General features: G+C 28.7%; 25 protein-coding genes. 14 read left to right on the forward strand and 11 right to left on the reverse strand.

The genetic code is table 11. From position 1 onward, the window contains the following. Window positions 1-35: 35 nt before the first annotated feature. Entirely contained in the window at window positions 36-1,382 is a 1,347-nt protein-coding gene (locus ACTTAU_RS05975) for an aminotransferase class III-fold pyridoxal phosphate-dependent enzyme (protein WP_438303959.1), read from the reverse strand. A gap of 190 nt (window positions 1,383-1,572) precedes the next feature. Here ACTTAU_RS05975 and ACTTAU_RS05980 point away from each other — a divergent pair, with 190 nt between their 5' ends. From ACTTAU_RS05980 to ACTTAU_RS05990, 3 genes are all read left to right on the forward strand, one after another. Continuing rightward, window positions 1,573-2,514: an ABC transporter substrate-binding protein gene (locus ACTTAU_RS05980; RefSeq protein ID WP_438303960.1), complete on the forward strand. Its 942-nt coding sequence runs from the start codon at window positions 1,573-1,575 to the stop codon at window positions 2,512-2,514. Window positions 2,515-2,598: 84 nt separating this feature from the next. Further along, window positions 2,599-3,393 (forward strand): taurine ABC transporter ATP-binding protein, encoded by a 795-nt coding sequence (locus tag ACTTAU_RS05985; RefSeq protein ID WP_438303961.1) that lies wholly within the window; start codon window positions 2,599-2,601, stop codon window positions 3,391-3,393. Between the two features lies 1 nt (window position 3,394). Next, window positions 3,395-5,317, forward strand: a complete 1,923-nt coding sequence (locus tag ACTTAU_RS05990) for an ABC transporter permease subunit (protein WP_438303963.1) — start codon at window positions 3,395-3,397, stop codon at window positions 5,315-5,317. A gap of 7 nt (window positions 5,318-5,324) precedes the next feature. Here ACTTAU_RS05990 and ACTTAU_RS05995 read toward each other — a convergent pair whose 3' ends face one another. Continuing rightward, window positions 5,325-6,203 (reverse strand): hypothetical protein, encoded by an 879-nt coding sequence (locus ACTTAU_RS05995; RefSeq protein WP_438303964.1) that lies wholly within the window; start codon window positions 6,201-6,203, stop codon window positions 5,325-5,327. A 74-nt stretch (window positions 6,204-6,277) separates the two neighbouring features. Between ACTTAU_RS05995 and ACTTAU_RS06000 the strand changes: the two genes are divergently transcribed. The 7 genes from ACTTAU_RS06000 to hisD all read left to right on the forward strand — a co-directional run bounded on the left by ACTTAU_RS06000 (window position 6,278) and on the right by hisD (window position 13,974). Then, window positions 6,278-7,627, forward strand: a complete 1,350-nt coding sequence (locus ACTTAU_RS06000) for a B12-binding domain-containing radical SAM protein (RefSeq protein WP_438303966.1) — start codon at window positions 6,278-6,280, stop codon at window positions 7,625-7,627. Between the two features lie 3 nt (window positions 7,628-7,630). Continuing rightward, on the forward strand, window positions 7,631-8,479 hold the full coding sequence (locus tag ACTTAU_RS06005) for a glycosyltransferase (protein ID WP_438303967.1): 849 nt from the start codon (window positions 7,631-7,633) through the stop codon (window positions 8,477-8,479). Further along, on the forward strand, window positions 8,476-9,501 hold the full coding sequence (locus ACTTAU_RS06010; protein WP_438303969.1) for an NAD-dependent epimerase/dehydratase family protein: 1,026 nt from the start codon (window positions 8,476-8,478) through the stop codon (window positions 9,499-9,501). The genes ACTTAU_RS06005 and ACTTAU_RS06010 overlap by 4 nt, the downstream gene beginning before the upstream one ends. Window positions 9,502-9,505: 4 nt before the next feature. Beyond that, window positions 9,506-10,564 (forward strand): NAD-dependent epimerase/dehydratase family protein, encoded by a 1,059-nt coding sequence (locus ACTTAU_RS06015; protein ID WP_438303970.1) that lies wholly within the window; start codon window positions 9,506-9,508, stop codon window positions 10,562-10,564. Further along, a complete protein-coding gene (locus ACTTAU_RS06020; RefSeq protein ID WP_438303972.1) occupies window positions 10,542-11,546 on the forward strand; it encodes an Ldh family oxidoreductase in 1,005 nt (334 codons plus the stop codon). The genes ACTTAU_RS06015 and ACTTAU_RS06020 overlap by 23 nt, the downstream gene beginning before the upstream one ends. Window positions 11,547-11,612: 66 nt before the next feature. Beyond that, window positions 11,613-12,524, forward strand: a complete 912-nt coding sequence (locus ACTTAU_RS06025; protein WP_438303974.1) for a bifunctional enoyl-CoA hydratase/phosphate acetyltransferase — start codon at window positions 11,613-11,615, stop codon at window positions 12,522-12,524. A gap of 163 nt (window positions 12,525-12,687) precedes the next feature. Continuing rightward, window positions 12,688-13,974 carry a histidinol dehydrogenase gene (gene hisD, locus ACTTAU_RS06030; RefSeq protein WP_438303977.1) on the forward strand — a complete coding sequence of 429 codons (1,287 nt, stop codon included), beginning with the start codon at window positions 12,688-12,690 and terminating at the stop codon, window positions 13,972-13,974. Here hisD and ACTTAU_RS06035 read toward each other — a convergent pair. Both ACTTAU_RS06035 and ACTTAU_RS06040 read right to left on the reverse strand, forming a co-directional pair. Then, entirely contained in the window at window positions 13,971-14,579 is a 609-nt protein-coding gene (locus tag ACTTAU_RS06035; protein ID WP_438303980.1) for a LysE/ArgO family amino acid transporter, read from the reverse strand. The genes hisD and ACTTAU_RS06035 overlap by 4 nt on opposite strands. Before the next feature lie 44 nt (window positions 14,580-14,623). Further along, window positions 14,624-15,034 carry a VOC family protein gene (locus tag ACTTAU_RS06040; RefSeq protein ID WP_438303982.1) on the reverse strand — a complete coding sequence of 137 codons (411 nt, stop codon included), beginning with the start codon at window positions 15,032-15,034 and terminating at the stop codon, window positions 14,624-14,626. A 72-nt stretch (window positions 15,035-15,106) separates the two neighbouring features. Here ACTTAU_RS06040 and epsC point away from each other — a divergent pair, with 72 nt between their 5' ends. Next, window positions 15,107-15,691 (forward strand): serine O-acetyltransferase EpsC, encoded by a 585-nt coding sequence (epsC, locus tag ACTTAU_RS06045; protein ID WP_438306224.1) that lies wholly within the window; start codon window positions 15,107-15,109, stop codon window positions 15,689-15,691. Next, on the forward strand, window positions 15,684-16,688 hold the full coding sequence (locus ACTTAU_RS06050; protein WP_438303984.1) for a cysteine synthase A: 1,005 nt from the start codon (window positions 15,684-15,686) through the stop codon (window positions 16,686-16,688). Before epsC ends, ACTTAU_RS06050 begins: the two co-directional genes overlap by 8 nt. Here the strand turns inward: ACTTAU_RS06050 and ACTTAU_RS06055 are convergent. Continuing rightward, window positions 16,680-18,893, reverse strand: a complete 2,214-nt coding sequence (locus ACTTAU_RS06055) for a hypothetical protein (protein WP_438303986.1) — start codon at window positions 18,891-18,893, stop codon at window positions 16,680-16,682. The two genes, ACTTAU_RS06050 and ACTTAU_RS06055, sit on opposite strands and share 9 nt — an antisense overlap. A 32-nt stretch (window positions 18,894-18,925) precedes the next feature. On the opposite strand from ACTTAU_RS06055, the gene ACTTAU_RS06060 reads away from it, so the two are divergent. After that, window positions 18,926-19,639 (forward strand): glycosyltransferase, encoded by a 714-nt coding sequence (locus ACTTAU_RS06060; protein ID WP_438303988.1) that lies wholly within the window; start codon window positions 18,926-18,928, stop codon window positions 19,637-19,639. A gap of 10 nt (window positions 19,640-19,649) precedes the next feature. Here ACTTAU_RS06060 and ACTTAU_RS06065 read toward each other — a convergent pair whose 3' ends face one another. Then, window positions 19,650-20,453 (reverse strand): inositol monophosphatase family protein, encoded by an 804-nt coding sequence (locus tag ACTTAU_RS06065; protein WP_438303989.1) that lies wholly within the window; start codon window positions 20,451-20,453, stop codon window positions 19,650-19,652. A 66-nt stretch (window positions 20,454-20,519) separates the two neighbouring features. Here ACTTAU_RS06065 and ACTTAU_RS06070 point away from each other — a divergent pair, with 66 nt between their 5' ends. Further along, the gene (locus ACTTAU_RS06070; RefSeq protein WP_438303991.1) at window positions 20,520-21,620 is read left to right on the forward strand and encodes a TauD/TfdA family dioxygenase; all 1,101 of its coding nucleotides are present in this window, start codon (window positions 20,520-20,522) and stop codon (window positions 21,618-21,620) included. On the opposite strand, the gene ACTTAU_RS06075 is transcribed toward ACTTAU_RS06070, so the two are convergent. The 5 genes from ACTTAU_RS06075 to ACTTAU_RS06095 are packed head-to-tail and all read right to left on the reverse strand — an operon-like array spanning window position 21,610 to window position 25,851. After that, on the reverse strand, window positions 21,610-22,197 hold the full coding sequence (locus tag ACTTAU_RS06075) for an FMN-dependent NADH-azoreductase (RefSeq protein ID WP_438303993.1): 588 nt from the start codon (window positions 22,195-22,197) through the stop codon (window positions 21,610-21,612). The two genes, ACTTAU_RS06070 and ACTTAU_RS06075, sit on opposite strands and share 11 nt — an antisense overlap. 9 nt (window positions 22,198-22,206) lie before the next feature. Further along, entirely contained in the window at window positions 22,207-22,914 is a 708-nt protein-coding gene (locus tag ACTTAU_RS06080) for a cytochrome c biogenesis CcdA family protein (RefSeq protein WP_438303994.1), read from the reverse strand. A 6-nt stretch (window positions 22,915-22,920) separates the two neighbouring features. Beyond that, window positions 22,921-23,766 (reverse strand): fumarylacetoacetate hydrolase family protein, encoded by an 846-nt coding sequence (locus ACTTAU_RS06085; RefSeq protein WP_438303996.1) that lies wholly within the window; start codon window positions 23,764-23,766, stop codon window positions 22,921-22,923. 21 nt (window positions 23,767-23,787) lie between these two features. Continuing rightward, the gene (locus ACTTAU_RS06090) at window positions 23,788-24,690 is read right to left on the reverse strand and encodes an ROK family protein (RefSeq protein ID WP_438303998.1); all 903 of its coding nucleotides are present in this window, start codon (window positions 24,688-24,690) and stop codon (window positions 23,788-23,790) included. 3 nt (window positions 24,691-24,693) lie between these two features. Beyond that, window positions 24,694-25,851: a Gfo/Idh/MocA family protein gene (locus ACTTAU_RS06095; protein WP_438304000.1), complete on the reverse strand. Its 1,158-nt coding sequence runs from the start codon at window positions 25,849-25,851 to the stop codon at window positions 24,694-24,696. Window positions 25,852-25,855 lie beyond the last annotated feature (4 nt).

A 25,855-nucleotide genomic window follows, 5' to 3' on the forward strand; every position in this document is an offset into this window, starting at 1 on the left:
AACACTCCTACAATTTAATAATAAAAAATTAGAAACTAATTTTTTTGATTTTTTTGGTAATTAGTTATTCCAGTTCTTAGTTTATCAATAATCTCATCAATATGTTTTTCTTCACATATGAATTGAGGAGCAATGATTAAACAATCTCCTGTAGCTTTGAAATTAACTCCAGCTTCGTAACAAGCTTTAAAACATTCATAACCTGCTTTACCTGGTTTGGTATTTAATTTCATATCAATACCACCCATCATTCCGTATCCTCTTATATTATCAACAGACTCTAAATCTTGAAGAGAGAACAATCCTTTTTGAAAATAAGGTGCTAAATTTTTTGCTCTTTCAAAAATATCATCTTTTTCAAAAATATCTTGTACTGCTAATGCTGCGGCTACTGCAACTGGAATTCCAGAGTAAGTATATCCATGAAATAACTCCACAGCACCTTTCGGACTATCATCCATAACTGCATCGTAAATTTCATCTTTACATGCAACCACACCCATTGGAACAACTCCATTGGTTGTTGCTTTTGCCATTGTCATTATATCCGGAGTAACTCCAAATTCATGCCCTGCAAATGATGAACCAGTTCTTCCCCATCCAGTAATAACCTCATCAAAAATTAAAAGTATTCCGTGTTTATCACAAATCTCTCTTAATTTTTGTAAATATCCCTTAGGTGGAACTAGTGTTCCAGTTGAACCTGCAATTGGCTCAACGATACATGCTGCAATGTTTTCTCCACCAAAGTTTGCTGCTATTCTATCTAAATCATCCGCAAGATCTGCACCTGTTTCTGGTTGACCACTAACAAATTTATGTTCTGGTAAATGCGTGTGTCTCATGTGTTGGACGCCTGGCATTAAAATACTTGCAAACGTTTTAACATTGTTAATCATTCCACCAACAGACACACATCCAATGTTCATTCCGTGGTATCCTCTTTCACGTCCAACAAATCTAAATCTTTTGCTATCCCCTTTTGCTCTATGATAAGCTATTGCAATTTTAATGGCTGTTTCAACTGCTGTTGATCCACAAATAGTATAAAAAATTTTATTTAAATTTCCTGGTGTGTGTTTTGAAATTCTTGTAGCAAGTTCAAATGATCCTCCAAAACCTTGTTGGAAAGGTTGAGCGTAATCTAAGGTATCTAATTGCTTTGTAACAGCTTCAGTAATTTCTCTTCTTCCATGACCAAGTGGATTACAAAATAATCCTGAGCTTGCATCAATTTGAGTTTTGCCGTGATGAGTTTTTAAATAAACGCCTTTAGCTTCAGTAATTAATCTCGGGTTTTCCTTAAAATCTTTATTAGATGTAAACGGCATCCAATGTTCATTTAAAGAATTAGGTACTGAAGTTCTGTTTTCTGCGCTCATATTTGTCTCTCTATATATAAGTTAAATTAAGTTAATAAACTTCTTTAGACTAAATTTATTTCCTGTACCACCATATTTTTGACTACAACCTATAATTGTACATTTAATCACGTGCGACTTTTTTTGTTTTACAACTCTTATAAATTAAAATTAAAGTTGCAATTATTACAAATCAAAAAGAGAGGAATAAATGAAAAAAATATTAAGTTTTATTCTTAGTTCAATCGTAGCTCTTAATCTTTCAATTTCAGTTGCAAACTCTGCAGCGAACGAAGTTAGAGTTGCTTACTTCTTAGAATGGCCAACACCAAACTTAGAAGACATGAATAAGAAAATGTATGAAAAAGCATTAGGAGTACCAGTTAAGTGGACAAACTTCACTAACGGTGGAGCAATGACTGATGCAATGTTAGCAGGAGATATTGATATCTCTTACTCACAAGGTTTAGTGCCTTTCATCAATGCTGTAAAATCTAAAGCGCCTATCAAGTTAGTTGATATTGCAATGGAATACGGAATGGGTGGAACAACTTGTGTAACATCAAATGCTTCTGGAATTACAAAAGCAAATGGTTCTGAATTAGAAGGTAAAAAAGTTGCTGTTCCACTTGGAACAATGGCTGAATACGTTTTTGATGAAAGTATGAAAGTTGTTGGTGCTGACAGAAATAAAATGGATATCATTCAAATGGACCCTGAAGAAGGTGCTGCTGCTTTAGTAAGTGGTGACGTTGTAATGGCTTGTCTATTTGGTGGTAACTCTATAAAAGCTGCAACAGCAGTTGGATCAAGACTTTTAACAGTTCAAGAAGCTAGAGATGCTGGAATTTTAGGTATCGATATTACTTCTGTAACTTCAAAGTTTATGAAAGAAAATCCTGGAATGGTAAGAACTTTCATCGAAGTAACTCATGAAGCTAACGCTAGATATGCTGCTGGTAAATCAGATCTTAATGCAATGGCAAAAGAGTCTGAAATGTCAGTTGCAAACATGAATGAGACTTTGGCTGGATTTAAATTTTTAAATGCTGAAGAAACTGCAGAGTCTATGACTAAGGGTAACCTTCACAAATTCTTAGAAGGAATGGGCACACCTAAAGGAAATGTAGACACTAGTTTCTTACCTCTATAATTTTGTAGAGATTAAAACTTTAATAGGCACCAAATTTTTTTTTGGTGCCTATTTTTATTAAAAATTCTAATATACAATTATTCAATGAGTGAATTAGTTTCTCAAGATCTAAACATGATTTTTAAAACTCCTAAAGGAGAAACTGTTCATGCTTTAAAAGATGTAAATTTCACTCTAAAAAAAGGTGAACTCTTAACTGTTCTTGGCCCTTCTGGATGTGGAAAAACAACTCTATTAAATATTACTGCTGGATTTATAAGACCAACGTCTGGCAAGATAACTCTAAACGATAATGAAATTGATGGACCTGGTGTGGAACGAGGAATGGTTTTTCAACAAGGTGCTTTATTTGAATGGTTAACGGTTGCTGAAAATGTAAACTTTGGTCTTCGTATGAAAAAAGAAGATCCATCAACAACTCAAAAAAAAGTTAATGAATGGTTGGATATTGTTGGTTTAAAAGGATTTGGTAATACACCAACTTATCAATTGTCAGGAGGTATGCAGCAAAGAATAGCGCTTGCAAGATGCTTAATTAATGACCCTGATTTAATTCTAATGGACGAACCTCTTGGTGCATTGGATGCATTAACACGAGAAAAGATGCAGTCATTAGTCTTAAAAATTTGGAAAGAAACCGGAAAAACAATTATTTTAATTACACACTCTGTAGAAGAAGCATTATTACTTGGTGAAAGATTATACGTAATGGCTCCAAGACCAGGGAGAATTCACAAAGAATATACACTTCCGTTTGCAAACAGAGGGCTAAAAGAGGATCTAAGAGAAATTAAAAAAGATAAAGAATTTTCAAAAACACGTGAAGAAATCTTAACCATGATTTGGAACATGGAAGAAGAAATTATGGGTAAAGAATAAAATGCTTACACAAATTCTAACAATTTTAATTTTAGCTACAATTATTGGATCTATTGTTTACGGAAGAAAATTAATTCAAACTGAAAAAGTCGATGCAGTTTTTGGTAATCCAGAACGATCAAAAGGCGGTACTCATTGGGTAATTTTAGGAAGCTGCACAATACTTTTAATATGGATGTACTATTCTTGGGACATTGCAAGAGGATTTTATCCAAAATCTGCAAATGAGCTTTGCCAAGTTGCAAAAGTAAACGACTCATTACTAGGATTAAAATATCAATTTCCAATCGAGCAAAGAGAACTTAAAAGTACAGCGCAAATTAAAAAAGAAAATGAAAACATTGGAAACTTATCTATCGAAATTCAAAACTCAGATGTAAGTACTCAGCAAAAAGAAATTTTGATTGGTTTTCTAAATCAAACCTCTCAATTAATTCCATTATTAACTAACGAAGATTTAATTGAAAATGAGACCAAAGAGAAAATAAAGGAAATTACTGGAAAAATAAATCTATTAACTGAAAATTTTGAAAAGCCTGATTATCCATTTGAAACTGAACAACAACTTCAAACAAGACTTCAAGCAGCAAATGATGAAGGTGGTTGGGGTATTGTAAAAGTAAATGCTGGATCGGGATCTATTGAAAATACTCTTGAGGTTCCATTAGTTCCATCAACTAAAAAAGGTTTAAAATTTCATGCAGCAGCAGAGGAGATAAGTTTAATAAGTGAAGAATTTTTTAAACTCAGAAATCATAATGTACAGTTTAAAAATCAAATTAAGGAAATCAAAGATCAAATTAAAATTTATAGAAGTGAGTTAAGTGATAGCGAAGAAGTAGCGTCTGAGTATGCAAAAAATATTGTAAAGATTGCAAGACGTATAGAATTTGCAAGTATCTATCCACCAAATGCACTAGATAATCTACAAGAAGCAGTTGTTAATTTTGACAATGCAAAAAATGATGTTCAGGGTGGATTAAAATTAATTGATGCATTGTTATTTCCTGCTGGAACTATTGTAGCTAGTGGACAAAGTTGTTCTGAACAAGGTTCAGGTAGATGGCTTCCAAAACCATCTGATACATTTAATAAATTTGTTTTAATGTCAAAACCGAGTGTTGGTTATAAGGATGTACCGCTTTTATGGATCCAATTAATTGATGTTAGTCAAATGATTGGTTTTATTTTACCTGATTGGATTGCAGATATCATACCAGGTGAGTACCCTATTCACACTAAAGAAGGTGTTGTTGAACAAAACTTTAAAGGAAATGTTTTAAAAATTGTTACTGGTGACTTTAGTTTATTTAAAGTTCCTGTTCCTTATGGACACATTTGGGATTCATTTTTAAGAGTTTTATTGGGTTTAATTTTTGGAATAATAATTGGTGTTCCTTTAGGATTATTTATGGGTCTTAATAGATTTGCTAAAGGATTTTTTGATCCTCTAATTGAACTTTATAGACCAGTTCCTCCTCTTGCGTGGGCACCGTTAATTATTTCTGTACTTGGTATAGATAACTCAGGAAAAATCTTCCTACTTTTCATGGTCTCTTTATCTATCATGATTATATCAGCAAGAGCTGGGGCATCTGGAACACAGTTATCAAAAATTCATGCTGCTCACTCACTTGGAGCATCTAAAAAACAAATTTTAAGATATGTAATTTTTCCTAATTCATTACCTGAAATACTGACAGGGATAAGAGTTGCAGTTGGTATGTGTTGGGGAACTTTAGTTGCGGCTGAGTTTTTAGCAGGAACTACTGGAATTGGGTTTGTTGAAAACGTGGCTAAAAAGTATTTCCAATATGAAGTAATTTGGATCACAATTTTTATCATGGGTATGCTTGGTTTATTGTTTGATGTGACTTTAAGAAAACTTATCGATAAATATATACCGTGGCGAGGAAAAGGATAAATTTAATTCAAACAATCCAGCTTTTGTATTTTTCTAGATTTTTTTTAATGTATTCAGGTAAATCTTCTATTCCAACTAAGTTTAATTTAAATTGATTATTTTGTTTTTGACTTGAAGATTTTTTAGAATCAGCCATATGGTCATAATTTACATAACCATTTAAAATTTTATTTTCAATTTCCGCTAAACTTACTTTGTGTTGTTCAAATTCGGAATGCATTTCATCATTTAAGTACTTTTTTAATAAATCTCTTGGGCTTTTTAAATTTGTAAAATGCCAACCACCATTCTCAATAATTTTTAAATCAATATATTTTGATGAAGAAAATAAGGTATCAATTCTGAAAAAATTGTACTTTTTGGTTTTAATATTTCTTAACCAAGATACATTTTTTAAGTTTTTAAATCTACAAGCCTTACTACCATACCAGCTTAATTTGTCATAATGTAAGTTAAATTTATAATAATAAAGTTTTTGCCTAAAAAGGATAATTTTTGAATTAATCTTTTTAAAATTAATATTTTCTAATTTTGGAATCTCATCATTATCACTATAAATTATAAGATCATTTGGATTGGCATCATTTAACCCTTCAAAAATTTTATTTCTTTGAAATTCAATTCTTTTAATACTGTTAAATCTTTGCTCTAAAGAATTATAATTCTTACTGATTGCTACTGGGTCCTTATCAACAATTATATGTATTATTTTATCCTTAAATTTTTTAAAATTATTTGGATCAAATTTAATTTCCTTTTTTTGACCACTGTGCGAAAAATTTGCTTCACAGACAATAAATTTATCAACATATTCATTGAGAATATTGAATCTTAAATCCATCATCAAATCTTCTTCATAATATGTAGTTGTGTCGTATATTTTCATTTTAAATTTTAAATTAATGATAGAAAATGTATTATTTGTTAACTTAAATATGATATTTAATATATAAAAACTTTATGTCTATTTTATTCAGTAATCCACCTTGGTGGGAAGGTAAAGAAAGTAGAGGATTTTTAAGAAAAAAACGTTGGCGTAGAGGAGTAAGGGCTGGTTCTAGATGGCCATTCACTTACCAAGGCCGATGTACTCCTGATAATCCAAGAGCAAAAGATTATATTCCATATCCTTATTTTTTAGGCTACGCCACTAGTTATATTTCTAAGAAAATAGGACAAAAAAATGTTTTTTTTAGAGATAGTATAGCGCTCTCAGAGTCATATAAATCTTTTTATGATTATTTAGATTCTATAAAAGATAAGATTGAATACTTCTTAATTGAAAGTGCGACCCCTTCATGGGATCATGATTATAAATTAATAAAAGATATCAAAAATAAATATCCAAAATTAAAAATTATTGTAGCCGGACCTATTTCTACATCCCAACAGAATTGGGATAGTGAGATTGTTTATGCAGTTCTTAAAGGTGAATACGAAAAAAATACAATGAAAATACTCGATGGACAAAACGGTTTGAAAGAACATGATTTATTAACTTTAGATGAAATGAATCAAGCACCTTTTCCTTATTATGATGAATTTATTTTTGACAAATACTTTGATGGGAATCCAATACCAATGAATACATTAAGCCCTCAGGCACATATCCTTACTAGTAGAGGGTGTCCCTTTAAATGTATATTTTGTGTATGGCCTGCTGCGATGACAGGAAATGATCCTGATGGAGAAAACAAAAGATCTGTAAGACAATATAAACCAGATTACATTGAGGGACTCCTAAACGAAATTACAAATAAATATAAATTTAAAGCTATCTACTTAGACGATGATACTTTTAACATTGGAAATAAACACACGGAAAATATAAGTAAAGTAGTTGGTCAATATAACATACCTTGGTTTGCAATGTGTAGAGCCGATACATGTAGAAAAGAAAGCTGGAAAATAATGAGTGATAATGGATGCAAAGGAGTTAAAATTGGAATTGAATCTGGTAGTCAATATGTTGTTGATAAAATTGTAAATAAACATCTTGATCTAGAATATACTAGAAAAATAGTCGATCATATTAGAGAGCTTAATATGTCGGTGCATGGTACTTTTACTTATGGTTTGCCTGGTGAAACAAAAGATCAAATGTTAGAAACAAAAAATTTTATTAAAAATACTAATTTTAATACTGTACAAGAATCTGGCACTGCAGAAATTGAAGGGACTCCCTTACACACATTGAATTCAAAAAATTTAAAATCTTATCCAGGTGCAAGCCTAAATACAGAATATGACAGACAAAAAGATGGTGGTAAAAAATGGCAAAGTCTTGTTAAAAGTCTACAAAATAATTAAAAATTGAATTTTCAAAAAGTAACAATCTACATTGCAGCATATAATGCAGAACGCACAATTGTACAATGTATCAATTCTATTTTAAATCAGACTATCAAATTTAACGAAATTATTATAATTGACGACCATTCTTCAGACAATACAGTAAATTTAGTAAATAATTTTAAAAATATAAAACTAATCAAAAATCAAAGTAACAAAGGTTTAAGTTACTGTAGAAACCTAGCTTTCAAGAAAAGTCAAAATGATATTATAGCAAGTATCGACTCTGACGTTGTCTTAGAAAATAATTGGTTGGAAATCATGCTCCAAATGATCAAAAAAAATGATTTAACTCTATATGGTGGTAAAATGGTTGAAAAATATACCAATAATATATTTAATAATTGGAGAGCAAAATATTATAGTCAAAACTGGGGTCTCAATGATCTAGACAATCCACCATTTATTTTTGGCTGCAATTCAATACAAAAAAAAGATGTATGGAGAAAAGTTGGTGGTTACAATGAAAATCTTATGACAAATGGTGAAGATGTTGATTATTCTAATAAAGTCAAAATGATTGATGAATTTAGTCTTTTTTATTCCTCAAAAGCTATAAGTTATCATTTGCAAGAAGATGATTTGAAAAGCTTATCAGCTCGTGTTTGGCGATATCATTCCTTTGGTTACAAATTGAAGAAAATTACTTTATTAAGATTTTTTAAATTAAGTATTAAACAAATAAAATTTTTTTTCCAAAGAACATTTGAAGATTTTTTGACTTTAAAGTTTAACTATATATTTGTAAATTTTTTTGTATTAATAAAATTTATACAATTAGAATTTAGAAATTATCTTGATAACAAATGAAAAATATACTGATCACTGGAGGCTGTGGATTTGTTGGTACTAATTTAGCAGTTTTTTTAAAATCTAAAAAATTTGTTGTTAATACATTAGATAATTTTATCAGGAAAGGATCAAAGTATAATTATAGGATTTTAAAAGATAATAAAATAAAAAATTTTAATATCGATATTACTAATTTAAAAAAAATTTTAAATCTTCCAAAATATGATTTAATTATTGATTGTTGTGCAGAAGCTGCTGTGGAAGTTTCAAAAAATGAGATAGATCGAGTTTTTAATACTAACTTAGTTGGAACTCTCAATATTCTTAAAAAAGTTCGCAAAGATAAATCTAAAATAATTTTTTTATCAACTAGTAGAGTTTATCCTCTAAGAGATTTAAATAATTTAGTTAAGAATAAAAATATTAAAAAAAAAATAAATTTAAAAAAAAAATTTAACGAGAAAGATAATATTCAAGGACCTAAAAGCTTATATGGTTTTACAAAATTGGCCTCTGAAATGTTAATTGAAGAGTTTTCTTTTTTATTTAAGATAAAATTTATAATTAACAGATGTGGGGTTTTATCTGGTCCTTTGCAATTTGGCAAACAAGATCAAGGATTTGTAAGTTTATGGATTTGGAATCATTTAAATAACAAAAATATGAAATATATTGGTTATGGTGGTCATGGAAATCAACTAAGAGATGTTCTTCATATAAATGATCTGTGTAAGTTGATTTTTCTTCAAGTTAAGAAAATGAATATCATAAACAATAAAATTTTCACAGTTGGAGGATCAAAAAAAAGTTATACTTCTTTAAATTCTTTAACAAAATTATGTGAAAATATAACTAATAATAGAATAAAATTTAAAAAAATTAAAAAAACATCAGATTATGACATTCCTTATTTTATTAGTGACAATAAAATGGTTAGTAAAACTTATAGATGGAAACCAAGAAAAAATATAAGAGATATTGTGGAAGATACCTATAATTGGCTTAAAGCAGATAAAAAAACATTAATAAAATATTTATAACTATATGAGTATAGCTCTTATAACAGGTGCAACTGGGTTAGTGGGATCAGAAGCTGTAAGTTTTTTTCATGAAAAAGGGTTTGAAATTATTGGTATAGATAATAACTTAAGAAAATTTTTTTTTGGAAAAGATGGTTCAACAATTAATGTTAAAAAAGATTTATTAAAAAAAAATAAGAGATTTACAAATTTTAATTTAGATATTCGAAATTTTAATCAATTAGAAAAAATTTTTAAAAGATATAGTAAAAATATCAAAATTATAATTCACTGTGCTGCTCAACCCTCACATGATTATGGAAAAAATTATCCAAGAATAGATTTTGATGTAAATGCTTCAGGAACTTTAAATCTCTTAGAATTAACAAAAAAATACTGTCCAAATTCAGTCTTTATATTCATGTCAACTAACAAGGTTTATGGAGACAATCCAAATAAATTAAAAATAATTGAAAATAAAACTCGATGGGAACTTAATAAAAAAGATATTAATTATAAAGGTATTAGTGAATCTTTTTCTATAGATAATTGCATACATAGTTTTTTTGGAGCATCTAAAGCATACTCAGATTTAATTGTTCAAGAATATGGTAAAAATATTGGTCTAAAGACTGTATGCTTTAGAGGAGGTTGTATTACTGGACCTAACCATAATGGAGCTAAATTGCACGGCTTCCTTTCATATTTGGTTAAAAATACTTTAAATCAAAAAACATATTCTTTGATTGGTTATAAAGGAAAACAAGTAAGAGATAATATTCACAGTTTAGATTTAATTAATTGTTTTTGGGAATTTTTTAAAAAACCAAAAAGAGGTGAAGTTTATAATATTGGTGGAGGTAGATTTTCTAACTGTTCAATAATAGAGGCTTTGGATCTAGTTGAGAAAATATCCAAAATAGAAATCAAAAGAAAATATATAAAAAAGCCAAGAACTGGAGATCATATATGGTATATATCAGATATTTCAAAATTTAAAAAAGACTACCCAAACTGGAAACAAGTCTATAATACCAAAAAAATAATAAATGAATTAATTGATGAAAATTTCGAAGCTAAATAATCTTTTAAATTTAATTTTTATAAAACATGGTCTTAAAAAAGATCATGCTTCTACATCTGCTAAGGCTTTAATTAATGCTGAGTTAGTTGGCGCGTACGGTCATGGTCTATCTAGACTTAAAATGTATTGTGAGCGTATAAAAAGTGGTATTATTAATCCAAAACCAAAAATTAAGATAAAAATAATTTCACAATCTATTTCGCACGTAGATGCAAATGATAGTATTGGTTTTGTTGCAGCAGATATCGGTATTAAAAAAGCAATCGATAATGCCAAAAAAACTGGAATTGGTTTAGTTGCAGTAAAAAATAGTGGGCATTATGGTTTGTCAGGTTATTACGCAGAGCAAGCTGTTAAAAAAAATTTAATCACCATGATTTATACAAATGCGCCTCCTGCTGTAGCACCCCATGGAGCATTGAAAAGTTTGTTTGGAACAAATCCAATATGTTTTGGAACTCCCACTGGTTCTAAAATTCCTTTTATTTTAGATACATCGATATCAATGATTAATAGAGGTAAAATAAGAGTTGCTGCGAGAAATAATCAAAAAATTCCTGAGGGAGTTGCTTTAGATAAATTTGGAAATCCTACAGTTGATGCAAAGAAAGCTTTAGCTGGTGTTCAGTTACCTATAGCAGGTTTTAGAGGATCTGGTCTTGCTTGGATGGTTGATATTTTGAGTGGAACTTTAACTGGTGGAAATCATGCTGGAAAAGTTAAAGACCCATTTGATGATTTTTCAGGACCACAAAATATTGGACATTTATTCATAACCTTTAAGGCAAATTTATTTCAAAAAAATTATAACCAAAGAATAAAAGAAAATATTAGAACAATTAAAAGATTGCCTAAAATAAAAGGAGTAAAAGAAATTATGTATCCTGGTCAAAACAAATTCAAAAGGTTTAAAGAGAATTCAAAAAAAGAGATCAATATTCCAGAAATCATAAAAAAAGATCTAGAAACACTACTAAATTAGACAAATTAAAACCATATTATTGATTTAATTTATTGTTCTTTTATTAGAAGATTATATTTATACGAAATGCTTTCAAACAAAGAAATAGTTTGTCCAAATAATTTATTAGACTTTGCTCATAAAAAAAAAGGAGTAAAAGTTGCTGTGGTTAATGCAGGAAAGCCTTTACCAATGCTTTCTGTACAAGATGCAGTAAATGAAAATTTAATAGAACCAATATTTATTGGAGATAAAGAAGAAATTAATAAGTGTGCTCAAGATTTAAAATGGGATATTTCTGATTTTGAGATTATTCATGAACCTGTTGAAAATAATACAGCTACAATTGCTGCAAAATTAGCATCAGAGGGAAAGGTTAAAATTATAGTCAAAGGACACATTCATACTGACGTACTAATGAAAGAAGTTTTAAAAAGAGAATATGATTTATTAGGTAAAACTAGATTAAGTCATATTTGGCATATGACAGTTGGTAAAAATGACAAACCCTTAATTATCACAGATGGTGCACTTAATGTTTTACCAAATGTAAAAACCAAAATGCATATTTTAAAAAATGTAATTAATTTTTCAAAACGAATTGAAATTGTGAGACCAAAAATTGCTCTACTGTCTGCCACGGAAGAAGTATTGGACAGTGTGCCAAGTTCAAAAGATGCAGCAGAGATTACTAAACTTGCAAAGGAAGAAAATTTAGATGCAGATGTTTTTGGACCTTTAGCATTTGATAACTGTGTTTCAAAAAAATCAGCTGCAATTAAAGGAATTAAAAATGAAGTTGCAGGTATTGCAGATGTTTTGCTAGTACCAAGTGTTGAAACAGGAAATAGCTTAGTAAAAATGATGATTTATTTCTGTGGTGCTTGTGCTGCTGGAGTTGTGGTTGGTGGTAAAGTTCCAGTGGTTATTACAAGTCGATCTGATGAAGCTCAAGCAAGACTTGCATCTATTGCAGCGGCAGTTGTTGCTTTAGATTAATTTTAATGAGACCTATTGATTATATTAGCCTATATTTGCTGGTAACTATTTTGTGTGTAGTTAGTGTAAATTTTTTCTACAGAGTGTATTTTTAATAACACATTGAAATATAATTGTTTTTAATCTATTAAAGCCTTTCAAAATTATTAAAAGGAACATTATAATGGCTATTAAATATTTAAAGAAATCACCAAAGACATCTTCAACAGATGACACTAAAACGACTGGAATTGTTCAGGATTTATTAAAAGATTTAGAAACTTCAAAAGAACAAGGTTGTGTCGATTTAACAAAAAAGTTTGATAAATATGATGGTGAAATAATTGTTTCAAAAGAAAGAATTGAGGAAATCAAAAAAACTTTAGATCAAAAAACTAAAGATGATATTCAATTTTCATACGATAGAGTTAGAAAATTTGCCGAAGCACAATTAAAAAATTATGGACAAGATTTTGAAGTAGAATTATCAGATGGCTTATATGCTGGACAAAAGCTTGTGCCAGTAAACACTGCTGGATGTTATATCCCTGGTGGAAGATACGCTCACATAGCATCAGCTGTAATGAGTGTAACAACAGCTAAAGTTGCAGGGGTTAAAAATATAATTGCATGCAGTCCGCCAAAAGAAGGTGTCGGCGCACATCCAACAATTGTTTATACTGCTGATTTATGTGGAGCAGATGTAATTCTTAATTTAGGTGGAGTTCCTGCAATTGCATCAATGACTAACGGTTTATTTAACAATCCCCCTGCAGATATAATTGTAGGTCCAGGTAATCAGTTTGTTGCTGAGGCTAAAAGAATTTTGTTTGGAAAAGTTGGAATTGATTTATTTGCTGGTCCAACAGAAATCGGAATTATTGCTGATGCTAAAGCAGATCCTGAAATAGTAGCTGTTGATTTAGTAGGCCAAGCAGAGCATGGCTACAATTCACCATGTTGGTTATATACAACCAGTAAAAAGCTAGCTGAAAAAGTAATGAAAAGAGTTCCAGAATTAATTGCAGAACTTCCTGAAGTTCCAAGAACAAATGCAGATGCTGCATGGAGAGATTATGGTGAGGTGATACTTTGTGACACTGATGAAGAAATGGTTAAAATCAGTGATGAGTATGCTCCTGAACATTTAGAAGTTCAAACTGAAAATTTAAAATGGTTCCATGAAAGATTGACAAATTATGGTTCACTTTTTGTTGGTGAAGAAACAACAGTTGCTTATGGAGATAAGTGTTCTGGAACTAATCATATCTTACCAACTAAAGGTGCTGGTAGATATACAGGTGGATTATTTGTAGGAAAATTTATTAAAACATTAAGTTTCCAAAGAATGACTAAAGAATCTACTGAGCTTGTTGGAGCTGCAGCTGCTAGAATATCAAGATATGAAGGTATGGAAGCGCATGCTAGAACTGGTGATGTCAGATTAAAGAAATATGGTTATTCAAATTAAAGAATAATCCCTTTAATAACTATTAATACCAAAACACTCATAAAGATTATTATAGAGTAATTGATGTATCTCCATATTATTTCGTTATGAGCATATTTTGAAAAATATTTAGCCATATAACCAATTAAGAAAAAAAATAAAAAAGAGGCTACAGATGCCCCTACTCCAAATTTAATCTTTTCAAAAATTGAAAAGTTTTTTGAAAAATTACCTAAGAAAAAAACAGTATCTGAATAGACGTGAGGATTTAAATAAGTAAAACCTAATGTTTTCAAAACAATACTTTTAAGTGATATTTCTTCAATTGATTGATTAAAGTCCGTTTTATTATTTCTTGATTTAATCTTTGAATAGATGAAATGGATAAGAAATATTAACAATAAAATATTGAATATTAATTCAACAGTGGAATTAAAATATTGATTAAAATAATGAAAAAGAAATAAACCTAAAAATATTAGCAACCCATCAGAAACTGAACATATTAAACAAACTGTAAAAATATATTGTTTTTTAAGACCTTGTTCTATGACAAAAATATTCTGCGCACCAATTGCTAATATTAAACTTAAACTAGTTAAAAACCCTAATAGTAAATATTCCATTAAGAATTTTTATATACAAATTTAAAGATTATTTAATCTTAAAATTAATCTGAGTTAGCGGTTAGAGTTTTGATCTCTAAAATATTTTCATTTGGATCTTTTACAAAAAAAGTTTCTTGCTCATACTTTGTGCCTTTAAATCTTAAGTATGGCTCATCATAATATTTTGTACCATTATTTTTTAGTCTTTGTTTAAGAGCATCAAAATCTTTTCTAGATAAATGCACACCAAAATGTGGGACAGACACATTGCCCATATCTACATCATGTCTTTCATTTTCTAATTTTTGTTCACTTGCATGGAGTGTTAACTCGTTTCCCCAAAAATCCACATCTGCCCATTCTTGATCAGCATTATCTAACCTACAGCCTAATGTCTCGCTATAAAATTTCTTTGCTTTTTCTAAATCACCACAAGGTATTGCTAAATGAAAACAGTTAGTATTTTTGTACATATTTAGTTCTTTAATAAAATTATTTAATAACTATATATGTCAGTAATTTTATATCAACCTGGCAAAAAGCTCATGAATGATTTTTTACAATCCATAATTGATAGAGATCCTGCTGCAAAATCAAAATTAAGTTTAATTTTAACCTATCCAGGTGTTAAAGCTGTTTTTTTTCACAGATTTGCAAATTTTTTTGCTAAAGCAAAATTCAACTTGATTGCAAGAATCATCTCGCAATTTTCAAGATTTCTAACTGGAATAGAAATTCATCCAAATGCAAATATTGGAAAAAATTTATTTATTGATCATGGTATGGGAGTTGTGATTGGTGAAACATCCGACATTGGAGATAACGTAACTATTTATCATATGGTAACATTAGGAGGTATTGCACCAAGCATTAATTCAAACAATCAAAGAAACGTTAAAAGACATCCAACAATTCAAGATGAAGTGGTAATTGGTTCTGGTGCGCAAGTACTTGGTCCAGTTACAGTTGGTAGATGTGCAAAAATTGGTGCAAACGCAGTAATCACTAAAGATGTTCCTGAAAAAGCTGTAATGGTTGGAATACCTGCTAAGAACGTTGGATTAGCAGATAGTGAATTTAAACCGTATGGTATCACTCCAGATAGTGATGCTAAAAAAAATAATGAGTAACATTCAAGACGATTTTATTTCAGGGATTGGGAATACTCCTCTTATCAAATTAAGAGCAGCATCAGAAATTACTGGCTGTAATATTTATGGAAAAGCTGAATTTTTAAACCCAGGTGGATCTGTGAAAGATAGAGCTGCATTAGCTTTATTGAAAGATGCTCAAGAAAAAAAACTTATTTCCAAAGGTGGAACAGTTGTTGAAGGTACTGCGGGTAATACCGGAATTGGCTTAGGGCTTCTTGGAAATTCACTTGGATATAAAACAATTATTGTTATGAACGACAATCAAACTCAAGAAAAAAAAGATATATTAAGGAATTTAGGTGCAGAGTTAAGATTAGTGCCTGCAAAACCCTACAAAGATGAAAATAATTTTGTAAAAGTTGCTGCAAGACTTGCTGGTGAATTAAGACCAACTAATAACAATGGAGTTATTTGGGCCAATCAATTTGATAATACCGCAAATGCTAGAGGTCATTACGAAGGAACAGGCAGGGAAATTTGGGAACAAACTGAAGGTAAAGTAGATGGATTTGTTTGTTCTTCAGGAACTGGAGGAACAATTTCTGGAGTTAGTAATGCTCTCAAAGAAAAGAATAAAGATATAAAAATATATTTATCTGATCCAAAAGGTTCTGCTCTTTACAATTATATCAAGAATGGTGAATTAAAATCTGAGGGTGGTTCAATTACGGAGGGAATTGGATCAAGTAGAGTTACAAAAAATTTTGAAAATGCAAAAATAGATGATGCATATTCTATTGATGATAAAGAAGCATTACCCATATTGTATGATTTAATCCAAAATGAAGGTTTAAGTTTGGGTACAAGTTGTGGGATTAATATTGCTGGAGCAATAAGAATGGGTAAAGAATTAGGACCTGGAAAAACTATTGTTACAATTCTTTGTGATAAAAGCGACAAATATTCATCAAAAATGTTTAATAAAAAATTTCTTGAGGAAAAAGCACTTCCCTACCCAAGTTGGCTAAAATAAATCATCAAAATTTAAATTAAATGGTTTGTAGGTAAATTTTACTGTTGATATTCCCTTTTTAATAAAAACTGATTTATATGCTTGAAATAACTTATTCATTTTAACATTTTCATTATTTACCGTTGAAGTCCAATTAGGATCCCAAGTGTCAATATATGTCAACCAACCAGATTGACTAGTGCTGATAATGATTTGAACTTCATTACCATTATAAAAAGAAACTTTGCTATTAAATTCACTCTCTGACTCTTTTTTTATGCTATCCGATATAAAATCATTAATTTCTAAATGATCAATTTTATTAGAAAAAAAAAGTTTTTTTGCACTTTTATCAAGACCAAAAAAATATTTTACGTTTTTAATTGTATTTTTTTCTAAATCTTCTTTAAATTCTCCGTTAGATTTAAAGTATTTCTTAAATATTTGAACATGATTTTTGTTACCCCAATTAGAAATATGATTTATGTTAAATTTCTTGTTATTTCTGTAGTAGGTATTACCCTCATAGTGGTTATTTCCACTTTTTTCGATTGAAATTCGACTGGCATTAAATGCTTTTTGTAAATCTAATAAAGGATCTTCATTAAATGAATTGTAATTTACCTTTAAGTTTAAATTCTTAAATCCTGTGTCATAGTACCTATATGGTATTGCCCATTGAATATTAGTAAGAAAAAATAATTCAGTAAATACTATTATTGCAAAAATAAAACAAATCTTTGTAGAATTTTTAATCAAATAAATATTTAATTTTTTATTTCTAAATATGAAGAAAATTAACAGAAAAGATATTGTAAAGAAAAAAGGATACAGAAAATTATTATAAGAAGCTGCTAATATTTTTAAAAAATAAGGAAATAAATCTATAGCATAATTAATTCTTTTTTCGTGCCATGTATCCCAATAATTATTTTCATAATTACTAAAAAAAATAAAATAAATTTGTAGTAAAATAATTACTATAAAAATTATAAATAATTTTTCTAAAATTTTATTTCGTATTAAAATTTCTCTTTGTTTTAAAAGCATAATAATAAGGTTTAACGATATTGCTAAGGCAAGAGAAATAATAGGAACTAAAATAACATTAATTCTTATCCAAAATCTAAAATTTTGAATAAAATCTAAATTGTCCCAAAAAATTCTAAATATTAATGAATCTTTTGGATTAGAAAATTGATATGTAAAAAATAATAAGAATATTAATAAAATTAGAATAAATTTGTTTTGATAAAATTGAGTTTTTTCTTTTTCTTTAACAAATGTTATTAACAAAGATGTGATAATCAACATCACGCTTAAGGCTCCAAAGTAATACCAACCTTCTGTATTAGCAAAGGGAGGGAATATCCAAGAACCTAATTGATCTACTAAATTGCTACTTAAATTTAATGAAAAATTGTAATCTAATTGATCTCTTCCATCCGTAATACTCATTAATTGAGAAACTTTCAGTAGCCATGGTAATGAAAAAAGTAACGAAAGAAGAGATGGGTATAAACATTTTAAGAAAAACTTATATTTTTTTTCTATTATATCTTTTTGACAATTAAAAATTAAGTTTTTTTTATTATTTAGGAAAATAAAAATGAAATAAACTGAAGACAAAATAAATCCATAAAATATATAGTATGGATATCCTGCAGTAAAAAGCATTAAAGTTGAAAAAAATATTACAAAAAAACTTTTTTTTGATTCATTTTTTATTATTGCTAAATTAATCCCATGTAGTACCCAGGGAAACCATGCAAGTGAATGTAAAGCATTTGGAAATCGTAACAATTCTGTGACTTTTAAGCTTAAGCAAGTTATGAAAATTGTACAAATTATAACTTTATAATTAATCTTAAAATCTTTAAGAAACTTATAAAGTCCTATATTAAAAATTGAAATTGCAAAAATCGTATAAACTAAAAAACTATACTTACTTAATTCTCCAATAACTAAACAAAAAATATAAAATATCCAAGATGGTAAATAAAAAAATTGAGATAAAGGATTAAATATTAATGAATAACCAGATGCTTCGGCAGGAGACCAAAAAGGAATTATTCCAATTCTAAAAAATTCAAAAATATATTTTTTATATGTGAAATAATATAGTTCAAAATCATTTCCTACTTCAATAAACTTAAATACATAAGGTGCTAAAATAAAATAGGGAATTAGCACCAAATATAAATTAATGAATGTATTTTTCTTCACAGGCGATATATTCTATACCAAATAAGTAAATAATGAAATTTTCAATTATAATTCCTATTTTAAACGAAAAAAAAAATATCACTATTTTAATTAATAGAATCAATTACTATCTTAAATATAAAAATTACGTTTATGAAATCATAGTTGTTGATGACTCATCAACTGATGGATCTATAGAGACTTTAAAAAAATTAAAAAAAAAAATAAAAAGATTAAAAATAATTTTTAGAAATAAAAAAAGAGATCTGTCACAATCATGCAAAGATGGTTTTGAATTCTCAAAATTTGATAATATTTTAGTTATGGATGGAGATCTTCAGCACAATCCAAAATATATCAGAAAAATGTTTGATAATTTCAGAGATAATAATTATGATTTTGTAATTGGTGCAAGAGATCTCTTAAATAAAAGGGTTAAAAGTTTAAATATATTTAGGCAATTTTCATCTATATTTTTAATAAAGATTTTACATATCCTATTTGGAAACTCTACGATTGATCCTATGAGTGGTTTTTTTTTATTTAAAAAGAAAATTTATATAAATAATAAAAAAAGGCTTTTTTTGAATGGATTTAAAATTTTAGCTGATCTGATTTATACAAACAAGAATTATAAGGTCAAAGATATAAAAATTAAATTTGATTATAGAGTTAAAGGCAAAAGTAAACTTAACATAAGAATTTTATTAATATTAATTAAATTTATATTTATTAGATGTTTGCAAAAAATAAATATTATTAGGTAAAAATTTAAATTTACTTAATTGGTTTTAATAAGTTTATTAATTTTTTGTGTATGTTGATGTTTGCAGAACAAACAATGTTTCCAGCATTAACTGGATCTTCATTTTTCCAAGTACTAACAAAACCACCGGAAGCTTTAATAATTGGTATTAATGGATGGATATCCCATATCTTATTGGAACACTGAATTACTACATCAATTTTCCCTTCAGCAAAATGAGAATAACTCAGAGCATCAGCACATGGAAATTGCATTAATTCTAAAATTTTTGGAATTTTTTTCTGCTGATTGAGAGTTAAACCACCATGAAATGCTGCTGACATTTTCATGTTGGCAAAATCTACTTTGGAATTTACTTTGATTTTATGTTTTTTTCCATTTTCAACTACATGTGATGATTTATTTGATGAATTAAAATAATATTTTTTAAGTATTGGAAAATTAGCTAAACCAACAATTGGTTTGTCTTTATAATTTAATGATATTAAATTACTCCAAGTAGGGTTGCCAATTACAAATGATCTTGTTCCATCAATTGGGTCAATAACCCAAGTAAAATCACTTTTCGATTTTTGGTGCCCAAACTCCTCACCAATAATTTGATGCTTAGGAAATTTTGAATTGATTTCTTTTCTAATAAATTTTTCAAAAGCTTTATCGGCAGTAGTTACAGGATCGTACCCTCTTCCTTTTAGTTTATTAGATGTAGTGAACTTTTTGTTTAATTTTGAATAATAAAATTTAGTTAATTTTTTGGCTAAATTTTCAATAAAGTTTGAAAAAGTTCTATAATCTGATGGTTTTATAATACTCACATTAATCTATTACTATTTTATTGATATTGATTAAAGCTAAAATTTAAATAATCATCAAACAATCTTATGAAAATTGAATTATCTGAAAATAAAGTTTTTTATAATGAGAATGGTCAAAAAAAAGAAATACATCCCTTTTGGCTTAGAGAAAGAGTAGATGGTGATCAATATGTTGATAGCATAACTAAGCAAAGGTTATTTGATCCTACACAATTAAAAGAAAATGTGGAAGTTTCTAAACTTAATTTGTCTGAAAACTTTTTGGAAGTAATTTTTAAGGATGGAGTTACCACTAAAATAGCAATCGAAAATATTTTTAAAGAAATTTCAACTGATAGCGACTTAAAGTTAATTAGAAAAATTAAATGGGATTCTAATCTTAAAAATTTTAATTATTTTGATTTTAAAGAAAATTTTTTTGAAGAAAAATCAATGTTTGATGCCTTAAATAAATTTTATCAATATGGTTTTGTTATTTTTAGAAAAGTACCTACATCCAATAATTTTTTAGTAAATTTTGCAAACTCAATTGGAAATATTCGAAGAACAAACTTTGGTGAGTATTTTGATGTTAAATCGAAACCAAATCCAAATGATTTAGCCTACACATCATTGCCACTAGCACCACATACTGACAATCCATACAGAAACCCTGTTCCTTGTATTCAAATTTTACATTGTATAAAAAATGAAGTAAGCGGTGGATACTCTACTTTAGTTGATGGATATACGGTAACCGAACAACTCAAAAATGATTTTCCAGAATTTTATGAAATTTTAACTGAAATTAAAATAAGATTCCAATTTATAGACGAAAGTGTAGTTCTCGAAAGCTGGGCAGAAATGATAAGTCTAGATGAAAATAATCAGTTTAAACAAGTAAGATTTAGTCCAAGATTAGATTTTGTTCCACTACTTGAAAAAAGTAAATTAGAACTTTTTTATAAAGCAAGAAATAAGATTTCTGAATTGTATAACTCTAATGATTTTAGAATTGAATTTAAATTAACACCTGGAGATTTATTAATGATGGATAATCATCGATTATTGCATGGTAGAACTGTTTATGACGCTAATGAAGGTAATAGATTTTTACAAGGTTGTTATATTGATTATGATAGCACCGAAGGTAAATTAAAATATTTAAAACGAAAATTTAATCTATAGATATATTTTCAATTTGAGTCTCAGCCTCTTTAATAGATTTTTCATAATCTAGAGCCATTTGATCTGCACTAACTACATCAACTTTTTCAATTCCAAAAAAATTTAATATAAATTTTAACCATGGGGTTAAAAAATCCTCATTACTATTAAGTTTTGTACCGCCAGAAGTAATCACTAAAAAGGCTCTCTTATTGCTAAGAAGACCTTCTCTTCTTCCATCAGGTTTAAATCTAAATGTTTCACCGACTCTTGCAGCAAGATCAGCCCAAGCTTTTAATGTTGCGGGTGGTCCATAATTATAAATTGGAGCAGAGATTATTATTACATCACTTTCTTTTAATTCGCTGACTAACTTATCAGATAATTCAAACATTTTTTTATGATGTTCAGTTCTATCTTTTTCCTCAATTTTCATACCCGACTCTGTTAATCCAGATACAAAAACCATCTCATCATCTAAGTCTCGATAAATCACCTCATCTTCAGGTTTCTTAATTTTATCTAAAAGTTTTTTTGCTAATGCTCTAGATGTTGATCCATCTTTTCTAGCACTTGAGTCAATTTGATAAAATTTCATAAAGATAAACTATCCTAAATTTTGTAAAAAAGGAAAAATATTAAGTAAATAGAAACCTAATGTTTGTAGTTGATTAGTTAGGATTAATACACCTGTAATCAATAAGATAATGCCACCAATTTTAGAGATTAAATTTATATTTTTTTTAAAATTTTTAGAAAATATCAAAAATTTCTGTATCAAAGCTCCAGATAAAATAAATGGAATAGCTAAACCCAATGAATAAAGACTAAGCAAAATTACTGCTTTAATTAAAGTTTCTTCAATTGCAGCAAGAGTTAATATTGAACCTAAAATTGGACCTATGCAAGGCGTCCAACCAAAACCAAACGCAAGACCAATTAAATATGGAAAAAAAATATTATTAGTTTTTTTTGCCTCAAATCGTTTTTCAAAATTTAAGAAATTTAAATTTAATATTCCAATTAATTGAAGAGAAAAGATTATAATAATAAAACCAGCTACAATCCTTAAAATATCTGAATTTTGTAAAAATATTTGACCAATTACTGATGCGGTAGCACCTAAAAGAATAAATACAGTTGAAAAACCTAGGCAAAATAAAACTAGTGGTGTTAGATTATTTTTTTTTTGATTGATGATCTCTTGTAAAGATTGCCCTGATACAAACGAAATATATCCTGGTATCAAAGGTAAAACACAAGGTGATAAAAAGCTTATCAGACCTGCTCCTATAGCAATTAGATATTCTGTCATTTTAAGTTATTTTTCAGAGACAACTTTGGACTTTTGTTCTCCTAGATGATCTACTTTTAAAAACAACTCATCACCATCTTTTAAAAATTTAGGAGGATTCATTCCCAAACCAACTCCAGGGGGTGTGCCTGTAGTAATTATGTCTCCAGGCATTAAAGTTATAAAACTACTTAAGTGAGCAATTAGATAATTAAAATTAAATATCATTAAACTTGTGTTTCCTGTTTGATGTCTATTGCCATTTACATCCAAACTTAAATTAAGATTATTCAAATTTTCTATTTCATCTTTAGTAACAAGATAAGGGCCTAAAGGTCCAAAAGTATCGCCTGATTTACCCTTAACCCACTGACCACCTTTATTTTTTTGCCAATCTCTTTCACTTACATCATTACAAATACAGTAACCAAATACATAATCTTGAGCCTCATTCTCATTTATTCTTTTTGCTTTTTTTCCAATGACCATGGCAATTTCAACTTCATGATCTAATTTTTTTGAATTTTTTGGGATAATAATATTGTCATTTGGACCTACAATTGAATGTACAGACTTATTAAATACAACTGGATAATCTGGAGCTTTAGCGCCTGTTTCTTCGGCATGTTCTTTATAATTTAACCCTATTGCAAAAAAGTTACCTGGTCTAGAAACACATGATCCAATTCTGATATCAGAACTAATCTCAGGTAAAGCTTTTAAGTCTATATTTTTAATTTTCTCAATTGTATCAAGGTTTAATGATCTTGAATTAAAATCATCAATATAACTTGATAAACTTCTTAATTTATTATCTGAGTCTAAAATTGCTGGTATCTCTTGATCAACCTCGCCAACTCTAAGTAATTTCATAATTTTATATTAACCTCATATTTAATAGTTTGTTCTTCTAGCTAATCGAGCAGCTCCTCTCACACCACTTGCGTCACCAAATTTTGGTTTTAAAAAAACACCTTCAAATTCACCACCTGCAACATATTTTTTAATCTTTTTTTTAATTTCATCAAAAAAATCTATCTCGTTTGAAACACCACCGCCAAATACAAAAACATCTGGGTCTAAAATATTTATTACTATTGCTAAAGACATCGCTAAACGTTCTTTATACTCATCAATAAAATTCTCAGCATCTAAGTCATGTTTTCTATAGAGTTCAAAAACTCTTTGAGCAGTAAAATCTCTTTTATACTTGTCTTTAAATCCCCTAGATACTCCAAGTCCTGCAACATATTGCTCTATCTCTCCGGCTCTTAAATTTGTTTTTTTAATTTTAGTCTCTCCCAAACCAACACTTGGTAACTGATTGTGCCCCCATTCTCCAGTAATTCCATTTGGCCCATTTACAATTTTCTTATCGATTACTAAACCTCCACCGATACCTGAACCCAAAATTAGACCAAAAACAATATTGTAATGTTTGCCAGATCCATCAATCGCCTCTGATAATGCAAAGCAATTAGCATCATTTTCACAATAAATTTCCTTGCTCAATGTTGTTCTAAGATCTTTTTGAAGAGGTTTTTCATTAATCCAATAAGAATTAGGTGCGTTTTTAACTAAACCAGTTTGAATGGAGTGAATACCTGGATGACATACCCCAACAGGTAAATCTTTACCTGCTTTTTTTTCAAGTTGAATAACTATATCCTTTATAGCTGATAAAGTTTTTTTATAGTCTTTTGGTGCATCAATTCTCTCTCTATGATGTTCATTGCCATCTTTATCCAATAAAACAAATTCAATTTTACTAGCTCCTAGGTCAATTCCAATTTGCATAATTTATATCAAAATTTTTTTAATGTCTTTCAAAGTAAATGAAGCAGGTTTCTTACAGCTTGTTTTAATCGCTTGTGTTTTGCCAGACTTACAAGCTTTCATAGTTGATTGAATTATGTCTAATACATGTAAAGATAATTCACCATTACATTTATTAATTCTCTTATTTTGAATTGAATAAGCCATTTCAGCTAAACCTACTCCTCGATAATTTGCATTAGTTGGAGACTCATTTGCTCTAGAGCTTTGGGATCTGATATTAATTTTTCCCAAAGGCATTTTATTTGTTTTATATTCTTTCCAAGGTCCACCTAAATTTTTACATACAAAAACTGAACCACCAAACATATTTGGATCTGGGACTATCATTGAACCTTTTTCACCATATAATTCTATATGATTTCTTTGATGGGCTATCACATCAAAAGAAAGAGTTAGTCTTATAATTGTTCCTTTTTCAAATATAATTGTTGATAAATAAGTTGTTGGGCATTCAACTTTAAATGTTTTGTTTTTTCTAGGGCCAATCCCAATTGTTCTTCTTTTAACTCCATTCAAAATACTTCCTGTTACTTTTTTTGCAGGTCCTAGCAAATTTACTAGAGCTGTTAAATAATAAGGACCCATATCAATAACTGGACCTCCCTCTTTTTTAGCAAACCAGGGCTCTGGGTTTGGATGATAAGATTGAATTCCTGGATAGGCAAAGATTGCATTTCCCAAATTAATTTTACCAATAATTTTTTTATCAACTAATTCTTTTGATCTTTGAATTCCTCCTCCTAAAAAAGTATCTGGGGCATTGCCTATATATAGTTTTTTCTTTTTTGCTATTTTAACTAAATCTTTCCCATCCTTAAAACTTATTGCTAATGGTTTTTCAGAATAAACATGTTTCCCGTTAACTAGCGCTTGTTTTGCAACTTTATAGTGAGCTTTTGGAATTGTTAAATTTAAAATGATTTCAACTTCTTTATCTTTTAAAAGTTCATTAACAGTTAGTGCTTTTATTTTATATGTTTTTGCACATCTGACTGCATTGTTGTGATTAATATCTGCACATTTGATAATTTTTATATTATTAAAATACCTTTCAGCTCTAAAATAAGTCTCTGATATATGTCCACACCCAATTAATCCTACTTTAAAAACTTTATTCATTAGG

It is taken from the genome of Candidatus Pelagibacter sp. HIMB1505, assembly GCF_052047915.1.
Lineage (GTDB): Bacteria > Pseudomonadota > Alphaproteobacteria > Pelagibacterales > Pelagibacteraceae > Pelagibacter > Pelagibacter communis_A.